Source organism: Paenibacillus sp. FSL M7-0134, from assembly GCF_038007865.1.
GTDB lineage: Bacteria > Bacillota > Bacilli > Paenibacillales > Paenibacillaceae > Paenibacillus > Paenibacillus polymyxa_B.
Map to the genome: position 1 here is coordinate 1,264,905 of NZ_JBBOXV010000002.1, position 22,067 is coordinate 1,286,971.

A 22,067-nucleotide genomic window follows, 5' to 3' on the forward strand; every position below is an offset into this window, starting at 1 on the left:
TGCAGTAGCGCAGCAGTATAGTCTTTGACATCCATTTTTGCAGGATATGTTATAGCACCCACTATGGAAGTTAACAGGAGGATTCATATGAGTGAGAAACAGTGGAAAATCGAAAGCAGATTGGCACAAATCGGTTCAGTAGAGGAGCCAGTAACCGGGGCTGTTAATTACCCGATTTACCAATCTACGGCGTTCCGCCATCCCCGTCTAGGTCAAAGCACAGGATTTGATTACATTCGGACGATCAATCCTACGCGAAAGGTACTGGAAGAGGCTTCTGCAGCACTTGAATCGGGTGATGCAGGTTTTGCATGTAGCTCAGGTATGGCGGCGCTGCAAACGGTATTTGCATTGTTTGGACAGGGAGATCACCTCATTGTATCGCTGGATCTGTATGGCGGGACATATCGCTTGCTGGAGCGTATTTTATCTAAATTTGGTGTAACAGCAAGTTATGTGGATACGAATGATCTTGAAGCACTCGAACAGTCATGTCGACCGAATACCAAAGCTGTATTCATAGAAACACCTACAAATCCGTTAATGATGATCACTGATATTCGAGCGGTTGCCGAGTGGGCATCACAACATCAGTTGCTTACCATTGTAGATAATACGCTGCTAACCCCATATTTCCAGCGGCCATTGGAGCTGGGCGCGGATATTGTGGTACATAGCGCAACCAAATATTTGGGCGGACACAATGATGTGCTGGCAGGGCTGATCGTAACCAAAGGCAAAGAGCTATCAGCTGAAATTTCCTTCCTGCACAATTCCATAGGGGCCGTGCTTTCCCCGAGCGACTGCTATCAGTTGATGAAGGGGATGAAGACGTTAGCGCTGCGTATGGACCGACATCAGCATAATGCAACAGTGCTATCTAACTATTTACTGACGCATCCGGCGGTGGCGGAAGTATTTTATCCAGCTCTCGAAGGCCACCCAGGTCGTGAGATTCAAAATAAACAATCCAGCGGAAATACGGGTATCTTCTCCTTTAAAGTAAAGGATGCTCGTTATGTGGAGCCTTTGCTTCGTCACATTAAGCTCATTGCGTTTGCGGAAAGTCTCGGCGGTGTGGAATCGCTAATGACCTATCCCGCTGTGCAGACACATGCGGACATACCAGCAGAAATTCGGGATGCAGTCGGGGTGGATGACAGGCTGTTGCGTTTCTCCGTCGGCATTGAACATACAGACGACCTAATTGAAGATTTGCGTTCGGCGCTGGAAGTTGCACGTCAAGAAGTAGAAGGAGGGGAGCAGCAATGATAGAGGATGCGAGAAGGATCGGCCAGGATCTGGACAAAGAGCGGAAGTTCGCTACCAAGCTGCTGCATTTCGGCTCTGAAATTGACAGTGTTACGGGGGCTTCGAGCGTCCCGATCTATCAAGCTTCTACCTTTCACCATCATGATATTTTTAATCCTCCACAGCATGACTATAGCCGTTCAGGTAATCCGACACGACAAGCTTTGGAGGATTATATCGCCTTATTAGAAGGCGGAGCTAGCGGTTTTGCCTTTGCATCAGGTATGGCGGCCATCTCTACTACATTTATGCTCTTGTCTGCTGGAGATCATGTCATTGTTTCCGAGGACGTATATGGAGGAACATATCGACTGCTGACCTCCATTTTGAAACGGATGAATATCGAAACGACCTTCGTTGACATGACGGACCTCAACCATGTGAAAGAGGCGTTGCAGGAGAATACAAGGGCTGTATATATGGAAACCCCGTCCAATCCGACACTCAAAATTACCGATGTAGCAGGAATAACCTCTTGGGCACAGGATAACGGACTTTTGACGTTATTGGATAATACTTTTATGACACCTTATTATCAACGTCCGATTGAGCAGGGTGTCGATATTGTATTGCACAGTGCGACCAAGTTTCTGGGCGGACACAGCGATGTGCTGGCAGGACTTGCAGTAGCACGTACCGAATCGCTGGGGAGACAAATCAAGCAGCTCCAAAATGGACTGGGTACCGTGCTGGCTCCGCAGGAGTCATGGTTGCTCATGCGCGGTATGAAGACACTGGAGGCTCGTATGGCTCACAGCGAAAAGAGTGCAGCAAAGCTCGCCAATTGGCTGAACGAGCGCAACGACATTGAGGCGGTGTACTACCCGGGTCTGGAGAATCATCCAGGACGTGAAGTTCATGAGCGTCAATCCAGCGGTTATGGTGCAGTGATATCGTTTGATGTGGGTTCTGGTGAGCGTGCAAAAGAAGTCCTCAGTCGCGTACGTATTCCAATTGTAGCGGTGAGTCTGGGAGCTGTGGAAAGCATCTTGTCGTATCCGGCGATGATGTCACACGCGGCTATGCCCCATAGTGTACGATTGGAGCGCGGGATTACGGACGGATTACTTCGTTTCTCCGTAGGTCTGGAGGATATTGACGACCTGATTAGTGATCTGGATGAGGCGCTGCGCTAGAGCGTTAGCACATCAGTAGTATCTTTGTCGTCTTCAGGCAGGGAGCAAATATGTACAGTACTAAACAGCAAGTTTCCATTCATTCAGGAGGCTTGCTGTTTTCTATAAGAATGACATGAAGGACAGTGTGAAAAAATGCACTTTTCAGTTCTGTTTTCTTATTTCTTGGCTATATGCAATGTTGAGATAAGCTTGGCAGTTGCCTGTTTTCCTAGGTGAAAAGCAGAAAGAAGCGGGAATAAGTATGGTTCCTTACCTAAAGATATGTTAGTATTATCATTAGGTTTTACTATGCTAAATAGCACAGACAACATACAAGGCCAGTCATGAACATACATTACGGCAGGGTTCGAACGCAGGTTTGTGAAAGCATTCTCGTTCATAAGTCCTGTCTTTCATTTCGTCGCCCTGTGACAGCGAAGGAGGATACACCATGAGTGTAATCGACCATATTTTAGATAAAGCCCTACGCGGCGAACGCCTGAATTTAGAGGATACCGTTGCTTTGTTCGAATCAGATGAGGTAGAAAAAATAGGTCATGCGGCGAATAAAGTTATGAATCGCATGCACCCCGATCCCATTAAAACCTTCGTCATCGGACGAAATATTAACTATACGAACGTATGTGACGTATACTGTCGCTTCTGCGCTTTTTACCGTAGACCGGGTTCTGATGAAGGTTATGTTTTGCCGGATGAGGTGATCTTTCAGAAGATCAAGGAAACGCAGGATGTAGGTGGCACCGAAATTCTAATGCAAGGCGGTGTGAATCCGAATCTGCCGTTCAGTTATTATACGGATTTGCTGAAAGCTATCAAGGAGCGTTTTCCCGATATTACGATGCACTCCTTCTCGCCAGCTGAAATTCACAAAATGAAGGAAAAATCCGGTCTATCCATGGAAGACACGATTCGAGCCATTCACGAAGCTGGATTGGATTCGCTTCCGGGTGGAGGCGGAGAAATTTTGGATGACCGCACACGCCGCAAAATTAGCCGTCTCAAAGGCTCTTGGCGTGATTGGATGGATGTGATGCAAACGGCTCACAAGGTTGGGATGAACACGACTGCTACGATGGTTATCGGCTTTGGCGAGTTGATGGAGGAGCGTGCGCTGCATTTGTTGCGTGTTCGTGATGCTCAGGACGAATGCATTGAAAACAAATATAATTCTGAAGGATTTTTGGCCTTTATTCCTTGGACCTTCCAGCCAGACAACACCAATCTGAAGAAGGAACGCCAGACGCCAGAGGAATATTTGAAGACCGTTGCGATCAGTCGTCTTGTATTGGATAACATCAAGCATATTCAGTCTTCATGGGTAACCATGGGACCTGAAATCGGTAAAAAATCGTTGTACTACGGTTGCGATGATTTTGGCAGCACCATGATTGAGGAAAACGTAGTTTCCGCTGCAGGCGCAACGTATAAGGTTAACATTGAATCCATTCTACAGTTGATCCGCGAGACGGGTCACGTTCCAGCACAGCGCAATACCCGTTATGATATTATTCGTACTTTTGACAGTGCCAGCAGTATTGAACATGATTTTATCATGCAAAATTAATATCCGTTAATATATTGTTAATTACAAAACGCTTATCCATCACTAATCTATGTACAAGGATTAGTGTAGATAAGCGTTTTTTGATGTGTTACTTTGCTATGCTTTCCATCGTTTCATATACATGATCTCAGCCTGCGGGTCTGCCATTTGGATGACTGCCTTAAAGCGCTGCAAATCCAACAGATGAACGCTGTAAACGATGACCATTTGTTCTTTTTTATCCTCAGATTCGCTTTTAATCTTGCTCTCTATCTGGGCATAGCCTCCAACAGGCGTGCTGTGTATACGCAGCATGCGATATATGGCATCTTCGATGGTTTGCTGCTTCTTGCTGACTACACAAACCATACGCGTCAGACCGGTAAACATCAGCCGGGTCGTTTCATAGGCAGCGAGGCAGGATAAGGCTGAATAGAGAGCTGGCTCCCAGCCTAGCACAAAGCCAGCCGTAATGAGCAGCAGACCATTACATAGCATAACAATCTGTATTAACGGAATCTTGCGATGTGTTAGCAATAATGTGGATGGACGGCCATCGTCTGACTCGTTAAGTCCTAGTGAATCGAGCAGACCACCGTGACGAGCTGCCAGCCCTGCGCCAAGCCCTATACAGATTCCGCCGCCCAAAGCACATACGACCGGATGGCCGCTCACTGCCGGAAAAGGCGAAAGAATGATGGCTGAGCCCGAAAAGGCGAACAAGCCGGGTAGTGCACGAAGCAGCATGGGTTTGTGAGTAGACAGAGAATACAGCAGCATGAGTGGCAAGTTCAAAACGAATAGCAGTAACCCAAAATGCTCCTGTGTATAAAGCGACATGAGTCTGGAGATCCCCGTGACGCCTCCAGCGATCATATCATGCGGATGCAAAAACAATTCCAGACCGACGGATGCCGTAATTCCGCCAATCACCGTATAAAAGACAGGGAACCTGCTCGCATCTCCTGAAGCGGGCTTCACAAGCCGCCTCATAGAGTTTCGGCATGTTTTACAGCGTGCGGCATAGCCTTCCCTCCTATGGATTGTCGTATCCAGCTTTTACAGTTACGCCGAGTTACTTTCTTCCTTTCGTAGGCGGGGGTCCTTGAACTTAAATATTTTGTTTAACATATTAAAAATAGGTTTTGACTGCTTTGTCAGAAGTGGTCCAAGAATCGCCAGTATGAGTACATAGATGGCTGCAAAGGGTTGAACAATATCAAGCAAACCGCCTTCTTTACCCAAGTTGGCCATGATAATCGAAAATTCACCCCGTGCCACAATGGTCAGGCCGATATTTGCTGACGCTTTGGGAGATAAGGAGGCCGTACGCCCAGCCAGCATTCCTGCCCAAATGTTACCAAACAACGTGAGGACGACTGCTGCCAGTGCAAGCCATATCGCGTTTCCTCCCAGGGACAGTGGATCAATGGATAATCCAAAGCTGAAGAAAAACAGGGCGCCAAAGAAATCGCGGAAAGGAACAATTAAATGCTCGATACGTTTGGCATGTTCCGTTTCGGCCAGTACCAAACCGACCAACAGGGCGCCGATAGCTTCCGCCACATGAATCGTTTCCGAAAAACCAGCCACCAGAAATAGAGAGCCGAAAACAACAAGTCCGAATACCTCATTGGAGCGAATACGGAGAATCCGATTTAACAGAGGGACGGCCTTACGGCCGATAATAATGACTGCAAGCATAAAGCCTAGCGCGATTAGCGCTGATAGCAGCACACCCCCGAGCGAGGATGAATCGCTAAGAACCAATCCGGAGAGGATGGAGATGTATACGGCGAGGAAAACATCCTCAAACATAATAATGCCCAAAATCATTTCAGTTTCAGCATTGGCGGTCCGCTTGAGATCTACCAGCACCTTCGCAGCAATAGCACTGGATGATATTGTTGTAATTCCGGCGATAACCAGTGTCTCTGCTACAGGAAAGCCGCTCAGGAAGCCAAGAGCCAGCCCCAGTGTAAAATTGATGCCAATATAAATGGTACCGCCCACAGCAATGGAACGACCTGATTTAATTAACCGACCTACTGAGAACTCGAGACCCAAGTAGAAGAGAAGAAACAGCACTCCGATTCTTCCCATAAAATCAATAAATGGGGCGCTTTCGATAAAGCGAAAATCAAAATGCCATAGCTCCATCGCATGCGGTCCAACTGCCATTCCGATCAGGATATAAAAAGGGATGACCGAGAAGCGCAGTTTGGAGGAAATAAGTCCGGCTGCAGCGATGAGAGCAATAGCCAATCCAACCTCAAATACCAGATGATCCATCCAATCACCCGCTTCCGTTCATAAGGATTTGTTTAAAGCGTTTTTGCTGATCGCGTTCCCCAACAACGACTACAGTGGCATCATCGTTAATCATCACTTCAGGACCAGGATTTACATATTTCTTTCCTTTTTTCTCCACAATGGCAATAACAGTGGCTCCCGAATTTTGCCTTACATCCAGCTCACCGATGGATTTGCCGACACTTGCATAATGAGATTCCACTCTATACCATTCGATAATAAAATCGTCAAACGTCATTTCTACACTTTCAAGCTGTTTGGGCTTATAGGTCATACCACCGATGATGGAGGCTACCAATCGCGCTTCCTGATCATTCAGGGTTGTCATAGAAATACTTTGTTCCAGATCCTCGTAATCAAAGTGATACAATTCGCGCCTGCCATCATCATGAATAATAATGACAATTCGGTCGCCGCTCTCTGCATCTATTCGATACTTAATCCCGATTCCTGGCAAAATAGACTCTCTAATATCCATTTGTAAAGCCTCCTGTATGATACGTTATTTAAATGAATGGTATGGGAAATAAATCACATACTTTGGGAGTGACATGGAAACTTTCTTTTTGTATTAAATTTTATAAATTAACATAAAAAACCTGATAAATAGACTTTACGTATTACACTTATTGGGACAGGTTAACAAATAGACATGCAAATGTGGTGATGTGCATGCAAAGGGAGGTTAAGCCACATAACTAGAGGTAAATTTGATGGGGAACAAGTACAATTGCTTCTTTAGTTTGCAAATGACAGGAATAAAAGGCAGACGTAGTTTAGGGATGCTCAATAGCAGCACAAGCGCTATCAAAATGACAAAGGGAAGTGATTTGGCCGCAGCGATCACCAGATGAAGTAAAGGGGAGGACTTGCGTATAGCTGGTTTGGAATGATGCTCCAGACCGTGAGAGTCTGTTTCTAACGAGGAAATATCAGCATGAGGCATAAGAGAAGATCCCGCCGTAAACTGAAGGGATTGAGTGGTGTCTTCCGCATGAAACGTCACAGGAAGGGACAAAATCTGAACGAGGCTCAATATGACGATCATGAATGTACGCAGCATGTTCAGCATCGTTGACATCTTATCTCCTCCCTCTTGTGAAAAATTCATATTACTATAACCTTAACATACCCCACCCTAAATATTCAAACGTCGTTCGATTTTTTCCTATATCACAGTAATGTTTATAACACGCCAACCGGCTTTTTGAAACCAGATCATCCTCTTTTGAATATGTCTTTCTGTTTCCAGTCGTTCACTTCGTATAACCCTTCAGAGGCCGCCATATACTGAAAGCAGTGATCGAAAGGAGTGAGCCAATGGAACTGTTTACAGTGTGGACCAATACAGACGGAGATCAGGAAACCGACCGGTTTTACGAAGTGGTCAAAAGTAGAACAAAGGGACTACATATGTCACGGCGCGGATTTCGATTCACTTTCAGACAGCTGGATAACAAAGTGGCATGGACCTGCAAGGGCACAGAAAGCAATTCGGCGTTTGAAAGCTTTCTCCCCTGTGTATACAGCATCATGTCTTCGGCAATAGCGGATTATATTATCGAAGTCAAGGAGTGGGGGCTGCTCAATCTCATTCTCACCAAAGCCTGTTCGTTGCTGGAGAAAGAGGATGCAGAGCAAATTCGCAGTATGATTCGTTCACTGTTAAACGATGATGGCCCCAGAGGTCGTTTGAAGCGTCAGGGTAAGCTGACTACTCTCCTGGAGAAGGATTTCAAGGAGCTTCGTGTGATCAATTTGGAAGGGCTGATTCAATTTAGGCTCCATGCGTATAAAAAAGAGCTTGAAGAAATCGTCGACTATGCTATGGAAGAATTCTGGGCAGATCGGCAATACGAAGAATTTATGGGGCTGCTTAAATATTTTGTTTTTTTTCAGGAAAGCAAAGTTCCGCTCGTACACGTACTTCACCAAGGCGGACATAATTTTACGATTCTGGATAGTGCCATGGTGCCCATACCGATTCCTGATGCAGATGACATCATTGTCGAGATGCCAGGCATTGAATTGGAAATGGAGGTCGAGGATCGAATCGTGAGCACCCTTATTTCGATTTCTCCTGCTTCCATTATATTGCACACAGACGATGAACACACCCCCATAGTGCGGACACTCCTGCATATTTTTGAAGATAAAGTGAAACTGAGCAGACTTTATCCAGGTCAGGATGTTCAAAAATAATAATCTGTTCGTATAAACTAATGGATTTCTGGAAAGCCTTTGCCTCAAGGGGAGGTTTTTTATGAGATCCATGTTGGTATGGAAACGGATTTTGGGAACCGTGTTAATTGCAACCTGTCTGGTATTGCCCGGCAATGAAGTTTACGGTCACAAAGAACCGGTCCAGCATAAAAAATGGCAGTCCACACCTGTTTTAGCTCCACGCGAAGAGCAGGTTATTACGACCATGACGGTCACGGCAACAGGATATACAGCAGGCTATGAATCGACTGGCAAACGGCCAAGTCATCCCGGTTACGGTATTACGTATTCCGGTGTAAAAGTGCGTCGTGACAAGAACACACTGTCTACGATTGCGGCTGATCCCAAAACGTTTCCTTTGGGAAGCATATTGTACATTCCAGGTTACGGATACGGGATTGTAGCAGATACAGGTTCTGCGATTAAGGGCAATAAAATTGACTTGTATTTTAAAACAACCCGGCAGGTGTATTCTGAATGGGGCAAGAAAGATGTGGATGTTCAAATTATAAAAAAAGGGAACGGAAAATGTACAGAAAAGATGGTCAAATCGCTCCAAAAGGCGATAGAAACGCATAAAACTATTCCGACCGCGACACTGGATGCTTCCATATAATCCTTGAATATTGTTTTTTCCAACATCACATACTATGTTGCGGGATGAGCTTATCCCGCAAAACATACTGGGAGGTTGAGAATTATGCCAAATCAAGGCGGAAGTTCTTTCACGAACAAAGGCTTCAAGGCAAGCGCAGGAAATCAGTTCAAAGCGGAATTTGCACAAGACAATACGGTTGGTGTCGTTTCACAAAAGGTAAAGCAGTCTGAACAAAATAAAATTCAAGACAACTTTCAGACACCAAATGAGAAGTATGATGAAGAATTTGCAACAGAACAAGGCGGTACAGGCGCTGTAGCTCAAAAAGTTCAAAACTCCAGTCGCAACAAAGTTCAAAACAATGCTCAAACACCGAACGAAAAGTTCGACGAAAACTTTAACACGAAATAAAAAAGCATATACAATTGATAATGCTCCGGATTATATCCGGGGCATTTCGTTTTAAGTGAAAGTGAATAGGTACAATAGGTCTAAGGTTTTATCTCCTTTTTAATTGTTTTTAAGGTGGAATTAAGGTTTAAAGTGCAAAATAAAGTCAGTTAAACAACACCACCTTGAAGCATAGGGTTTGGGAGGAGATATACAATGGACGAATTTAAAAATAATAACTCCGGACGCCGGAACGACAACGATCAGGTTGATACCGATAATGCAACTCGGCAAAACGATTCGAACGGTTCCTCATATTATTATTCTTACGGCCCTTTTTCTTCAGTTCAATCGGACGGACAACGTAAGGAAGGGCAGTCGGTGGAAAAGGATGTTGAGATTACGCCACCACAGGCAGTGAGACCTCTTCCTCCCTCATACCATCGCGCTATGCCTGAGCAACAGGATGGTTCGGGTCGGAATGGTGGCAACTGGCAATTCAAACCGAATAAGCCCAAGTCGCAGGTGAAAACAATTTTCTTATCTTTTTTGGCTGGGATGCTGGTCATTACGGTATTGATGTACACAGCTGACCGAACAAATATGTTCACACCCGAGACGGCGTTAACTTCGGCGGCAGCTGAAAGTGGAGAAACGACTAATTCAGGAACAACTGGCTCGACTCCAAGCGCAGTTCCGGCTGTGATGCCTTCAGGTACCGCTGATGTTCAATCTGTTGTGGCCAAGGCTGGTCCGGCAGTCGTCAAAATCGAAACGCTTGCCAAACAAACCAGTGGTAGCAGCGGCAGACAAAGCAGCCCTTATTACAATGACCCGCTGTATCAATACTTTTTCGGTAATCAGTATGGTGACAGTGGCAGTAGCGGTAACAGTAATGAAAATGAAGGTAGCAACAGCGGGCAGCTGACTCCGCTTGGTATTGGTTCCGGTTTTATTTTTGATAAATCGGGTTACGTCCTAACCAACAACCATGTTGTTGAAGGCGCGAGTGTGGTTCAGGTTACAGTAGAGGGAACTAATAAGCCTTACGAAGCCAAAGTCTTGGGCAAAAATGCTGATCTTGATTTGGCGGTACTTAAAATTGAAGGCAAAAACAACTTTCCGACAGTAACTTTGGGTGACTCCGATAACGCTAAAGTCGGCGAGTGGATGGTCGCAATCGGCAACCCTGAAGGCTTTGAGCATTCGGTAACAGCCGGGGTGCTAAGTGCGAAAGAACGTACGATCACCATTAATAGTGAATCGACTGGAAAACCGACGCAATACAAGCATCTCATTCAGACGGATGCGTCCATTAACCCTGGTAACTCTGGCGGACCGCTGTTAAATCTGCAAGGGCAGGTTATCGGTATGAACGTAGCTGTTAGTGCAGACGCACAGGGAATCGGGTTTGCGATTCCGTCCAATACAATTTTGGAAGTCGTCGATAAGCTGAAAAATAACCAGCCTATCCCGAAAGAACCTGTACCTTTCATTGGTGCAAGTCTGTTAAATTTGAGTCCTGAAGTAGCCAAAGAATTGGGCACATCCCTAACCGAAGGCTCGGTAGTACGGGATATTATATACAAATCGCCAGCTTATCAGGCCGATCTGCGTCCTTACGATGTGATTATCGGAGCCAATGGCACGCCTTATAGCACATCACAAGAGCTGATCCAGTTCATTCAAAAACAAAAAGTGGGTACAGCACTGACGCTTAACATCGAACGAGCTGGGCAGAAAAAAGATGTTCAGCTGAAAATAGGCAACAAAAATGACTTTAGCTCGACGCTTCAGCAATAAGCTGATAACTCTACAAAAATGAACATGTGCACGCAAGAAACGGAAGGAAGATCCCTTCCGTTTCTTGCTGTATGGAGCAGCCAGATGCTACACGCGTCTACTCCTGCTACAATAGAGGGAAAAGAAGAGATAAAGGAGTTCGATCGTGTATGCGTTCTACTATTCTGATTATTGATGACGATGAAAAAATTGTTTCCATGCTACGCAGAGGGCTGGCATTTGAAGGCTATGAAGTGCTGACAGCCGCCAATGGAGCAGAGGGATTAAATAAAATGCTGACAGCTGAGCCTGATGTGGTCGTGCTGGATGTAATGATGCCGCAGGTCGATGGTTTTGAGGTATGCCGTCGCATGCGGGAGGGTGGAAGCACGGTACCTGTCCTGATGCTTACAGCCAAGGATGAGGTTGAGAATCGGGTTAAGGGCTTGGATCTAGGGGCCGATGATTATCTCGTCAAGCCGTTTGCTCTGGAGGAGCTGCTGGCGCGAGTGCGAGCGCTTTTGCGGCGTAAAACCGAACAACAGGACAATAACGGAAATCGGCTTACCTTCGAGGATTTACAACTGGATAACGAATCCCGTGAAGTGGTTCGTGGCGGCAAACGCTTGGAACTGACAGCCAAAGAATTTGAACTGCTCCATTTGTTCATGCAAAACCCCAAGCGTGTTCTGTCGCGTGATCTGATTATGGACAAAATTTGGGGCTATGACTATAGCGGAGAATCGAATGTGCTGGAAGTATATATTGCCATGCTACGACAAAAAACGGAGCAGGATGGCGGTAAACGGCTCATTCGTACAATTCGGGGAGCTGGCTATATTTTAAGAGGTGATGTGTAATATGTCTATTCGGTGGCGGCTGACAGCTTGGTATTCGAGCATCTTGGCTATTGTACTTGTCATTTTTGGTCTGGCTATTTACGGACTAGTATATTACTACACATATAATGAAGTGAAAAGTCAGCTTATGACTCAGGCGCCACAGATTAACAAGCAATTACGCCTTATTATTAAAGGGGGATTGTTTGAAGTCCCTAACCTGGATTTAGGATTGGAGCAGGGGCGTGGAATAGATGACTCACAGCTATATGTACAAATTTACAATTATACGTCCGGGGTTACCAAAACCACCCAAAATATGAAAGACCTCAATATCACCTTCCCTGTTCCATCTACAGCGGCAGGAGCAGTTCAAAATGAGGGGATTCGACGTGTGAACGTAAATGGGGATTCCTTTATGATTTATCAACAGCCCATTAAGTCCGAGGAGTTGGGGTTGGTGGTCGGGTTGCTACAGGTAGGACAATTCACGGGCTCTCAGGATCGACTCATGAACAGGTTACAAAATGTGCTTGTATACGGTTCGTTGTTTGCATTACTCGCTGCTGCGACCTCAGGTCTCTTTCTGGCTCGCAAGTCTATGAAGCCGCTGGTCAAGGTCATTGAGGGGGCAAATCAGATTCAATCCAGTAATGATTTGAGTGTACGGATTGAATATGACGGACCACCAGATGAAATTGGACAATTAATCGGAACGGTTAACAACATGCTGGGGCGTACAGAGGTGTTTTACAAGGAGCTGGAAGATGCGTACGGTGCACAGCGTCGTTTTGTGGCTGATGCTTCCCATGAGCTTCGTACGCCGCTAACGACGATCCGTGGCAACGTTGATTTTTTGCTCAAAATGTGGACTACCGAACCAGGAGAGCGACCGAATATGGATGAAGAGATGATTCGCGAGCTTTCTATGGAGGCATTAAATGACATGGCGGATGAAGGCAAACGGATGAGCCGTTTGGTGAGTGATATGTTGTCACTCGCGAGAGCGGACACAGGGAAAACGTTCGATAAGACTCCCGTTGCGTTGGAACCGCTTGTAAGTGAGGTTGCCCGTCGTGCTCAGTTTTTAGAGCGAACGGCCGAATGGAATGTGGGAGATTTTTCGTTGCTGAATGGTATTTATATGGATGGCAGCAAGGATTATTTGCAGCAAATGCTATTCATTTTCATTGATAATGCATTCAAATATACACCTGAAGGCACAGTCCGATTTGATGCCATTATTTATCAAGGACAGGTGGGGCTACGGATCAGTGATACGGGCATTGGAATGGATAAGAGTGAGGTTCCCTTTATTTTTGACCGCTTTTACCGGGCAGATGAGTCACGCGGGGTGACGGAGGGAATTGGGTTGGGGCTATCTATTGCCAAGTGGATTATTGATGAACATCACGGGTCTGTGGAAGTGGTTACGCGCCAAGGAGAAGGAACGACATTTGTCATCTGGCTTCCGGTCAGCTTTTCCGCGCCTTTGGAATAGGCTATAATAGGAAGGCAACTACATCATAGAATTGGCCGGTAGAGGCGTGGAAGCCCACAGCTACCAGTTTTGGAGCTGTATACTGTGTCGAAGAAAGCGGGGGCTCATTTTGGAAGTACTCAGAATTTCGCCCCGGGGTTACTGCTACGGCGTAGTCGATGCCATGGTATTGGCACGTCAGGCAGCCAGAAATCTGGACTTACCCCGGCCTATTTATATATTAGGCATGATTGTGCATAACAGTCATGTCACCAATTCCTTTGAAGACGAAGGGATTATTACACTGGACGGCCCGAACCGTATGGAGATTTTAAGCAAGGTAGAGAGCGGCACTGTTATCTTCACTGCTCATGGCGTATCACCAGAGGTTCGCAAGCTGGCACGAGACAAGGGGTTGACTACGGTAGACGCGACTTGCCCTGACGTCACAAAAACGCATGATCTGATTCGGGAGAAGTCTGCCGAAGGCTATCAGATTGTTTATATTGGCAAAAAGAATCATCCAGAGCCGGAGGGAGCTATCGGTATTGCTCCTGACCATGTTCATCTGATTGAAAAGGAAGAAGAAATCGACAGTCTTACGTTACCAGCTGGCAAAATCCTTATCACGAATCAGACGACCATGAGTCAATGGGACATTAAGCACATTATGAAGAAGCTACTGGAGAAGTTCCCAGGTGCTGAGATACACAATGAAATCTGTTTGGCGACGCAGGTACGTCAGGAAGCGGTAGCTGAGCAGGCTGGACAGGCGGATCTGGTGATCGTTGTCGGTGATCCGCGCAGTAACAATTCAAACCGATTGGCTCAGGTTTCGGAGGAAATTGCTGGTACAACAGCTTATCGTATTTCTGATGTGACCGAGCTGAAGAGGGAGTGGCTTGAGGGAGTAGCCAAAGTGGCTGTGACTTCTGGGGCTTCCACGCCGACACTGATTACCAAAGAGGTTATTACGTATTTGGAGCAGTATGATGCGGCTAACCCGGATACGTGGGAGATACAGCGAACCATAGATATGAAAAAACTGCTGCCTCCTGTACGGGAGAAGTCAAAAACGACGAAATAGTTTGTGATTGATTACAGCCGTTATTCGGATACAACCATCCGGATAGCGGCTTTTCAAATTGTTTTAATTTATAGATATTATTCGGTTAGTTTCACTAAGTTAGAATATTGAATAATTCGGGATAATTAAGCCTTGACGAGTATAGCTAAAACAGGTATAGTTGCTTTAACGAATAAAAGCTTAAAAGCGAACAAGCGTCTAAGTGTCATAATGTCAATCTATAATGGGTTAATAAAATATGTATCATAGAGAGGAAGAAAAAAATGATCGTTATCGCTGGTGTTCAAACACCTGAAGAACATATTCAAGCTATTGTTGAAGTTATTGAGAAAGAAGGATTGCAGGCTCATGTATCAAGGGGATCGGATCGCACGATCATCGGACTGATTGGTAGCGTAGAGCCCAAGCTGGCTGAACATCTGCGTCAAATGAAAGGCGTAGAAAATGTGGTTAAAATATCGAAGTCCTACAAATTGGCCAGCCGTGATTTTCATCCGGAAAATACGGTTATCTCCATTAAAGGTGTAAATATCGGCGGGGGCGAGCTTGTCATTATGGGTGGACCATGTGCCGTTGAATCTGCTGCACAGATAGATGAAATTGCTGGATTGGTCAAAGCAGCAGGTGCGCAAGTTCTCCGTGGAGGTGCTTTTAAGCCGCGTACAGGGCCTTATAGCTTCCAGGGAACTGGTGTAGAAGGTTTGATCATGATGGCTGAAGCAGGCCAAAAGCACGACCTCCTGACCATCACAGAGGTCATGACACCTGAATACGTAGACATTTGTGCGGAATATGCCGATATCCTGCAAGTAGGTACACGGAATATGCAAAACTTCGATCTACTGCGTAAGTTGGGTACTTGCGGCAAGCCAGTGTTACTCAAACGCGGCTTTAGCTCGACTTATGACGAGTTCTTGAATGCTGCCGAGTACATCTTGGCAGGTGGAAATCCGAATGTTATGCTGTGTGAGCGCGGTATCCGCACATTTGAAACCTACACCAGAAATACACTCGATTTGTCTGCGATCCCTGTGTTGCAACAGTTGAGCCATTTGCCGGTTATTTCTGATCCTAGCCATGGCACGGGTAGACGTGAATTGGTTGTTCCTATGACGAAGGCTTCGGTCGCTGCCGGAGTGGACGGACTAATTATTGAAATGCATACAGATCCCGACAACTCGATGACGGGTGACGGCGTACAATCTCTGTTCCCAGATCAATTTTCAGATTTGCTGAAAGATTTGGAAATATTGGCTCCTGCTGTGGGGAAAACATTTCACACGCCTAGTACCATTGCTTAAAACCAATGTTTAACATTAATGCATAAAAGTTTTGCTGCAACGCAGTAATGAGATTTAAATTACCTAAAAGCCCGATGTTTCGGGCTTTTTGTGCTATTCAAATGTTATCAAGGGCGTAAGCATATCTAACATTAGTTTAAAAAATACCTTACATAGCTATTGACCCGTGTCATGTTTGAGATTTATAATGACGACAGAAAAAAACATTCGATCATGAACATTTCAGGGTTGTATAAGACTTAATGTTCGGAAAAATTGGGAGGAAGAAGACATGTCCGTTGAAAACGTATTGAAAACAATTCAGGAAAATAATATTGAGTGGGTAGATTTTCGTTTTGTAGATTTGTCTGGTCGTGCTCACCATATTTCATTGCCAGCTTCCGAAGTAGATGCAGAAACATTTGTTAACGGTGTTGCTTTCGACGGTTCTTCCATTCCCGGCTATCGTGGCATCGAGGAGTCCGACATGGTTATGCTGCCCGATCCAGAAGCGGTTTTTATCGACCCTTTCACTCAGCATCCTACACTGAATATTCTGTGTGACATTGCTACGCCAGATGGCGAAAAATACGACCGCGATCCTCGCGGCATTGCAAAAAAAGCTGAGGCATTTCTGCAATCCGCAGGAGTGGGCACAGCAGCATTTTTTGCACCTGAGTCCGAGTTTTTCATCTTTGATGATGTTCGCTACGAAAGCGGAATGAATAGCTCCTCCTTCTTCGTAGATTCCGAGGAAGCAGCTTGGAACACGAACCGTAAGGAAGAAGGCGGCAACCTGGGCTTTAAAGTGGGAGTGAAGGGCGGATATGTACCTGTAGCGCCAGTAGATACCCAACAAGATATCCGTAGTGAAATGTGCCGTTTGCTTGAAGAAGCAGGTCTGAGAATTGAGCGCCATCACCATGAGGTAGCTACGGCAGGCCAAGCGGAAATCAACTTCCGTTTTGACACACTCAAGAAAACAGCAGATAACCTGCTCGTCTATAAATACATTGTACACAACACAGCTCGTCAATATGGTAAAGTGGCAACATTCATGCCGAAACCAATTTTCGGGGACAACGGAAGTGGTATGCACGTTCACCAATCCATTTTCGATGGTGACACTCCTTTGTTCTACGAAAAAGGTGCTTATGCTAATCTGAGCGAAATGGCTCTTCATTACATTGGTGGTATTCTGTACCATGCTCCTGCATTGATCGCTTTGACAAATCCAAGCACAAACTCGTTCAAACGTCTCGTTCCTGGCTACGAAGCACCAGTTAACCTGGTATTCTCCAAAGGTAACCGTTCTGCGGCTGTACGTATTCCAGTAGCGGCTGTTACTCCAAAAGGCTGTCGGATCGAGTTCCGTACACCAGACTCCACTGCTAACCCTTACCTTGCCTTCTCAGCGATGCTGATGGCGGGTCTGGATGGTATCAAGCGCAAATTGAACCCAATCGAATTGGGTTATGGTCCACTTGACACCAACATCTACGAGCTGTCTGACGCTGAAAAAGGTAAAATCCGTAGCGTACCTGGTTCATTGGATGAGGCTTTGGATGCTCTGGAAGCTGACTACGAATTCTTAACTGAAGGCGGCGTATTTACGAAGGACTTTATTGATAACTATGTAGAGTTCAAACGTTCTGAAGCTAAATCGGTGAACATCCGTGTTCATCCACACGAATATAGCCTGTATTTTGACTGCTAATAACTTGATTGCTTAGCTGCTTTGAATAACAACCACTAGCTTACGGGTAACAGTTGTTATTCAAGATAGGTCTCCGGTCTTATGCCGGGGACCTTTTAATATTAAAGTGAAAATTACAAAATAAAGATGTTAAATACGTTAACATTCACAACTTTGTCACATCATAAATGAAATTGAAAACATTTTTATACAAGTCTTGAACGCATTTATGAATACTGCTATCATAGCGATAATATCCACACCAGAGTAGAGAAGGGATGGGAATTTGTTGAGTAAGAGAGCCTACAATTTTAATGCAGGACCAGCGGCATTGCCGCTTAAAGTACTGGAACGTGTACAAGCTGAATTCGTAGATTTCCAGGGAACAGGGATGTCGATCATGGAAATGTCTCACCGTGGAGCTGTGTATGAATCTGTTCATAATGAGGCGCAGGAACGTCTGTTATCTCTGCTGGGCAATCCACAAGGCTACAAGGTGTTATTCCTACAAGGGGGCGCAAGTACGCAGTTTGCAATGCTGCCTTTAAATTTCTTGCGCGAAGGACAGACTGCGAGCTATGTAATGACAGGTAGCTGGTCGGACAAGGCATATAAAGAAGCCAAGCTACTGGGCAAGGCTCATATTGCCGCATCCTCCGCTGATGAGAAGTACATGCGTCTTCCGAATGTGGATTCCTTGGACTTGCCTGAGAATACTGCTTATGTGCATATGACGTCCAACGAAACGATTGAAGGTACACAATTTAAGCAATTCCCGGATACGGGGTCCGTACCATTGATTGTGGACATGTCCAGCGATATTTTTTGCAAGCCTTTTGATGTTACTCAATTTGGATTGATTTATGCTGGCGCACAAAAAAATCTGGGACCTTCTGGTGTGACGGTCGTGATTGCCCGTGAAGAGTTGCTGACTTCCTCACCGGACAATATTCCTACGATGTTGCGTTATAGCACATATGAAAAAAATAACTCTCTCTACAATACTCCCCCATCCTTTGCCATATACATGGTGAATGAAGTGCTGAAATGGATTCAGGAAGAAGGCGGTTTGGAAGGCATTGAGCGCGTGAACCAGCAGAAAGCTGCTTTGCTATACGACCGTATTGACAGTAGCGAAGGCTTCTATCGTGGTTGTGTGGACAGCGCTGATCGCTCTATCATGAATGTAACCTTCCGCCTCGCGAATGAGGATCTGGAAAAACAATTTATTAAGGAATCCGAACAGGCCGGATTTATCGGACTGAAGGGACATCGCAGTGTAGGAGGGCTTCGCGCCTCGATCTACAATGCTGTTCCACTGGAGAACTGTCAAGCATTAGCCGAGTTTATGGACGGATTCAAGCAACGTAACAGTTAATTACGCGGACATATATTTCGATACACGATATTTAAAATCGAAAAAGTAAATGTAGAGCCTTCCCTGAATGTGTATAGGGGAAGGCTTTTAGTGGTGTGGGTTGAAATTTTTGTCGTTTGATGTTCATATCTGTCTGATTTTGTTAAAATAAAAGAATGTGTATGTTTTTAATGTATACACTTTGGTTAAACTGTAGGTTATTTGTCTGATGAATTTAATGATGAAGGGAACGAAACGTGATGCCATTACATATTGTGCTTGTCGAGCCGGAAATCCCGGCTAACACAGGTAATATTGCCAGAACGTGTGCTGCAACCGGAACTCATCTGCATCTGGTGAAGCCACTGGGCTTCCGTACCGACGATGCCACGTTAAAACGGGCTGGACTTGATTATTGGTATGCTGTCCACATTGAATATCACGAGTCTTTTGCTGAAGTGCAGGAGAAATATCAGGAAGGCCGCTTTTTTTATGCGACGACCAAAGCGAATCAGCGATATAGTGATATTGCATTTCAGGATGGAGACTTCTTGGTATTTGGTAAAGAAACGAAAGGTTTGCCTCCAGAGCTGCTAGCTGCTAATCCAGATACATGTATCAAGATGCCTATGTCTGATAAAGTAAGATCTCTAAACTTGTCGAATTCCGCTGCGATTATTGTATATGAAGCGCTGAGACAAATGGATTTTCCGGATTTATCATAAAGAGCATCGAGTGAACAAGTATAAATGCGAATAAAGAACCAGGACCTTAGTTGCTAATAAGAGTTTCACCTTTGTTGCTCAAAGGTACATGACAGTGGAGCTTAAATAAAGGTTGTATGGTCGAAAATTTGCGAAATTTCTCAGCGAGGGCTAATGATAATTGGCTTTCCGGTCGATAAAAATATTATAGACATTCTGTACCATACTTTGATATGGTTCATGATTTTATGAAAAAATGTAATAAAATTTCCTGTGATCAGCAGGATTCGACAAAAAGACAGCGAATACTACATAAAGAATAGTGTCTTTGTACCTAGTTTTTCGCATGGTAAGAAATTTGTAAGTTATTACTCAATAGGAGAGGTGTACGATCACGATGAAACCTGCCGGTGTGGTACGTAAAGTTGATCAGCTGGGGAGAATAGTTTTGCCTAAGTCACTGCGTAAAAGGTACCAAATGAATGAGGGAGATCCTGTCGAAATTTTGGTTCAGGGTGACCACATTATTTTGGAGCGTTACCGTCCAAAATGTGTATTCTGCGGGTCAGTAGAACAAGTGAACGATTTCAAAGACCGTTATATTTGTGCTCAATGCCTGACAGAAATGACACAGTATTCCTCCTAAATGAGGCAAAAGCATCACGACATTCGTTCGTGATGCTTTTTTTCGGATAGAGCCGTACGTCGGCTAGCATATTTAATTTAGTAGTAGACTATTAGGTAGCTATTTATAGAACAAAAAATGAGTAGGGACTGGACGCAAATTACCATCTGACGGTTTGTTTACGACTCGACCGTTAAGTATAAGCGACGAGGAACCGCCTCCGTCCAAATTATAGGCATCTTGAACACCTAGATTGTACATTTTCCCTTGCAGTTCTTCGAGCGTCGCGCCCGAACCCCCGCTTTCATTGTAGCCGTCTACGACAATAATGAGCAACTGATCATCTTTATAGTTGCCAATGACCGTACGCGGGGCCCGCTTGGGGGAGACTTTCCATTTGTCAGGAATAGGCATTTTTTGTCCCCTTTGCAGCAGGACGGGAACGAAGGTAGCCCCAAAGGCAGGCTTTAAGCTGTCAAGAGCACCTTGACTGTAAAATTTGCCACCGATAAGCTTGCCATCGTTACTCAGTCCGACGAAGGATAAATCCTTAAAACTGGACTGAAAGCCAGTAAGGTAGTGGCCGTTCAAGACAGTAGTGCTTAATGGATAGCGTTTGCCGTCTCCATCCGCAAAGCCGCCTGCATTGATGCCTGCAATAGCTCCGTGTCTCAAGACTGCACGCATGGTGGTTTCGGAGCCACCCAATTTGTCACTTCCCAAAGACATTTTCATAGCAGTAGGATCTTTAAGTTTGACCTTCATAGCGTAGCCATGATAAATTCCCGGGTTTACCTTAAACAATTCAATGGTAATCCGGTTGCTATCTACCCGCTCATAGGGAACCCCCAGTTTGGCGGTGATACGTCGATCATAGATGATCGCGGGCCGCTTGGACTGCGTAGAGGCAGTCACGACAAGCTGATTAATCGTTTGGGTCGTTTGCTTGTATAGCTCAGAAGTCCGGTGAATCGTAGACAAGGTGTATGTTGCCGTTTGCTTGGCTTCATCAAGCTGCTTGCCTACTGATTGCGTTTGTAGAGTGACTTCAGCTTTTTGCAGACTCGAAGAAGTAGACCCAGGAAAGCTCAATGAGGGATGCACTAACAAAATACACCCCAACAAACCGATAAAAGGAGCAAGGGCCAACATAAAGAACCGGTTCACTTGTTTTGCGTCTACATTCATTTTAGCAAGTCCATTTTTTTCTGAAGTGTATTGAGTTGCTGCTTGACTTCGTTTAATTGGGTATACAGTTTATTGCTGTTATCGGTCTTATTGTTTGCATTATCCTTCGTAAAGGTCAGTAGTTCATTGAAGGACTGGACTTTTCCCTGCAATCCGCTAACTTCCTTGGAAAGAGCAGTCAGTTGCTTTTCATAGTCAGATTTGAGTGCTTGAATCTGTTGGTCTGTATGGGTTTGCATCTCGTTTAGCATTTGCTGCTTCAAGTGATTGCTATACAGATAGGTTGCGAGAGCACCTAGTATAATAAGAATGAACCAAAATAGCAGAAAAGCCTTTACGGGTAACCCCTTTCTTGAATTGCTCCGCCGAGCTTCGGTAGGAGGACGTTCAGGTGAAGCTTGCATACGATTTTCAACTCCCGTGTAAAGTCAAATTTCCAGTCTTTATTTGCAGTACCAATTCTATCATGGGCCTATTTATTTCGCAAAAGCGAAATAGTCGTATAAAAATAT

21 protein-coding genes are annotated in these 22,067 nt (G+C 45.1%); 15 read left to right on the forward strand and 6 right to left on the reverse strand.

Going from position 1 to position 22,067, the window contains the following annotated elements:
• Positions 1-87 precede the first annotated feature (87 nt).
• The 3 genes from NSQ58_RS21345 to mqnC all read left to right on the forward strand — a co-directional run bounded on the left by NSQ58_RS21345 (position 88) and on the right by mqnC (position 4,014).
• Entirely contained in the window at positions 88-1,272 is a 1,185-nt protein-coding gene (locus NSQ58_RS21345) for a PLP-dependent transferase (RefSeq protein WP_053325032.1), read from the forward strand.
• Positions 1,269-2,447: an aminotransferase class V-fold PLP-dependent enzyme gene (locus NSQ58_RS21350; RefSeq protein ID WP_053325033.1), complete on the forward strand. Its 1,179-nt coding sequence runs from the start codon at positions 1,269-1,271 to the stop codon at positions 2,445-2,447. Before NSQ58_RS21345 ends, NSQ58_RS21350 begins: the two co-directional genes overlap by 4 nt.
• Positions 2,448-2,880: 433 nt before the next feature.
• Positions 2,881-4,014: a cyclic dehypoxanthinyl futalosine synthase gene (gene mqnC, locus NSQ58_RS21355; protein WP_023987792.1), complete on the forward strand. Its 1,134-nt coding sequence runs from the start codon at positions 2,881-2,883 to the stop codon at positions 4,012-4,014.
• Positions 4,015-4,110: 96 nt separating this feature from the next.
• On the opposite strand, the gene NSQ58_RS21360 is transcribed toward mqnC, so the two are convergent.
• The 4 genes from NSQ58_RS21360 to NSQ58_RS21375 all read right to left on the reverse strand — a co-directional run bounded on the left by NSQ58_RS21360 (position 4,111) and on the right by NSQ58_RS21375 (position 7,387).
• Complete coding sequence (locus tag NSQ58_RS21360) at positions 4,111-4,974, reverse strand: YitT family protein (protein WP_069080466.1); 864 nt, start codon at positions 4,972-4,974, stop codon at positions 4,111-4,113.
• An 84-nt stretch (positions 4,975-5,058) separates the two neighbouring features.
• Positions 5,059-6,285 carry a cation:proton antiporter gene (locus tag NSQ58_RS21365; protein WP_023987794.1) on the reverse strand — a complete coding sequence of 409 codons (1,227 nt, stop codon included), beginning with the start codon at positions 6,283-6,285 and terminating at the stop codon, positions 5,059-5,061.
• 4 nt (positions 6,286-6,289) lie between these two features.
• The gene (locus NSQ58_RS21370) at positions 6,290-6,784 is read right to left on the reverse strand and encodes a cation:proton antiporter regulatory subunit (RefSeq protein WP_023987795.1); all 495 of its coding nucleotides are present in this window, start codon (positions 6,782-6,784) and stop codon (positions 6,290-6,292) included.
• A gap of 207 nt (positions 6,785-6,991) precedes the next feature.
• Positions 6,992-7,387 carry a hypothetical protein gene (locus NSQ58_RS21375; protein WP_025723301.1) on the reverse strand — a complete coding sequence of 132 codons (396 nt, stop codon included), beginning with the start codon at positions 7,385-7,387 and terminating at the stop codon, positions 6,992-6,994.
• 239 nt (positions 7,388-7,626) lie between these two features.
• Between NSQ58_RS21375 and NSQ58_RS21380 the strand changes: the two genes are divergently transcribed.
• From NSQ58_RS21380 to NSQ58_RS21435, 12 genes are all read left to right on the forward strand, one after another.
• Entirely contained in the window at positions 7,627-8,508 is an 882-nt protein-coding gene (locus NSQ58_RS21380) for a putative sporulation protein YtxC (protein ID WP_023987797.1), read from the forward strand.
• Between the two features lie 61 nt (positions 8,509-8,569).
• A complete protein-coding gene (locus tag NSQ58_RS21385) occupies positions 8,570-9,145 on the forward strand; it encodes a 3D domain-containing protein (RefSeq protein ID WP_013309429.1) in 576 nt (191 codons plus the stop codon).
• Between the two features lie 84 nt (positions 9,146-9,229).
• A complete protein-coding gene (locus NSQ58_RS21390; RefSeq protein ID WP_023987799.1) occupies positions 9,230-9,538 on the forward strand; it encodes a hypothetical protein in 309 nt (102 codons plus the stop codon).
• A gap of 195 nt (positions 9,539-9,733) precedes the next feature.
• Positions 9,734-11,320, forward strand: coding sequence for a S1C family serine protease (locus NSQ58_RS21395; RefSeq protein WP_023987800.1), 1,587 nt, complete (start codon positions 9,734-9,736; stop codon positions 11,318-11,320).
• A gap of 149 nt (positions 11,321-11,469) precedes the next feature.
• Positions 11,470-12,159 carry a response regulator transcription factor gene (locus tag NSQ58_RS21400; protein WP_013309432.1) on the forward strand — a complete coding sequence of 230 codons (690 nt, stop codon included), beginning with the start codon at positions 11,470-11,472 and terminating at the stop codon, positions 12,157-12,159.
• A 1-nt stretch (position 12,160) separates the two neighbouring features.
• Positions 12,161-13,639 (forward strand): sensor histidine kinase, encoded by a 1,479-nt coding sequence (locus tag NSQ58_RS21405; RefSeq protein WP_013309433.1) that lies wholly within the window; start codon positions 12,161-12,163, stop codon positions 13,637-13,639.
• Between the two features lie 109 nt (positions 13,640-13,748).
• Positions 13,749-14,705 (forward strand): 4-hydroxy-3-methylbut-2-enyl diphosphate reductase, encoded by a 957-nt coding sequence (locus NSQ58_RS21410; RefSeq protein WP_023987801.1) that lies wholly within the window; start codon positions 13,749-13,751, stop codon positions 14,703-14,705.
• 263 nt (positions 14,706-14,968) lie between these two features.
• Positions 14,969-16,006 (forward strand): 3-deoxy-7-phosphoheptulonate synthase, encoded by a 1,038-nt coding sequence (gene aroF, locus NSQ58_RS21415; protein ID WP_341058169.1) that lies wholly within the window; start codon positions 14,969-14,971, stop codon positions 16,004-16,006.
• Positions 16,007-16,277: 271 nt separating this feature from the next.
• On the forward strand, positions 16,278-17,702 hold the full coding sequence (gene glnA, locus NSQ58_RS21420; RefSeq protein ID WP_023987803.1) for a type I glutamate--ammonia ligase: 1,425 nt from the start codon (positions 16,278-16,280) through the stop codon (positions 17,700-17,702).
• A gap of 265 nt (positions 17,703-17,967) precedes the next feature.
• The gene (gene serC, locus NSQ58_RS21425) at positions 17,968-19,059 is read left to right on the forward strand and encodes a 3-phosphoserine/phosphohydroxythreonine transaminase (protein ID WP_028542950.1); all 1,092 of its coding nucleotides are present in this window, start codon (positions 17,968-17,970) and stop codon (positions 19,057-19,059) included.
• Positions 19,060-19,298: 239 nt separating this feature from the next.
• Positions 19,299-19,763: a tRNA (uridine(34)/cytosine(34)/5-carboxymethylaminomethyluridine(34)-2'-O)-methyltransferase TrmL gene (gene trmL / locus NSQ58_RS21430; protein WP_023987805.1), complete on the forward strand. Its 465-nt coding sequence runs from the start codon at positions 19,299-19,301 to the stop codon at positions 19,761-19,763.
• A gap of 376 nt (positions 19,764-20,139) precedes the next feature.
• Positions 20,140-20,388, forward strand: a complete 249-nt coding sequence (locus NSQ58_RS21435) for an AbrB/MazE/SpoVT family DNA-binding domain-containing protein (protein WP_013309439.1) — start codon at positions 20,140-20,142, stop codon at positions 20,386-20,388.
• Positions 20,389-20,487: 99 nt separating this feature from the next.
• Here NSQ58_RS21435 and NSQ58_RS21440 read toward each other — a convergent pair whose 3' ends face one another.
• Both NSQ58_RS21440 and NSQ58_RS21445 read right to left on the reverse strand, forming a co-directional pair.
• On the reverse strand, positions 20,488-21,555 hold the full coding sequence (locus NSQ58_RS21440; protein ID WP_071558977.1) for a phosphodiester glycosidase family protein: 1,068 nt from the start codon (positions 21,553-21,555) through the stop codon (positions 20,488-20,490).
• Positions 21,552-21,959 carry a hypothetical protein gene (locus NSQ58_RS21445; protein WP_023987807.1) on the reverse strand — a complete coding sequence of 136 codons (408 nt, stop codon included), beginning with the start codon at positions 21,957-21,959 and terminating at the stop codon, positions 21,552-21,554. The genes NSQ58_RS21440 and NSQ58_RS21445 overlap by 4 nt, the downstream gene beginning before the upstream one ends.
• Positions 21,960-22,067: the final 108 nt, after the last annotated feature.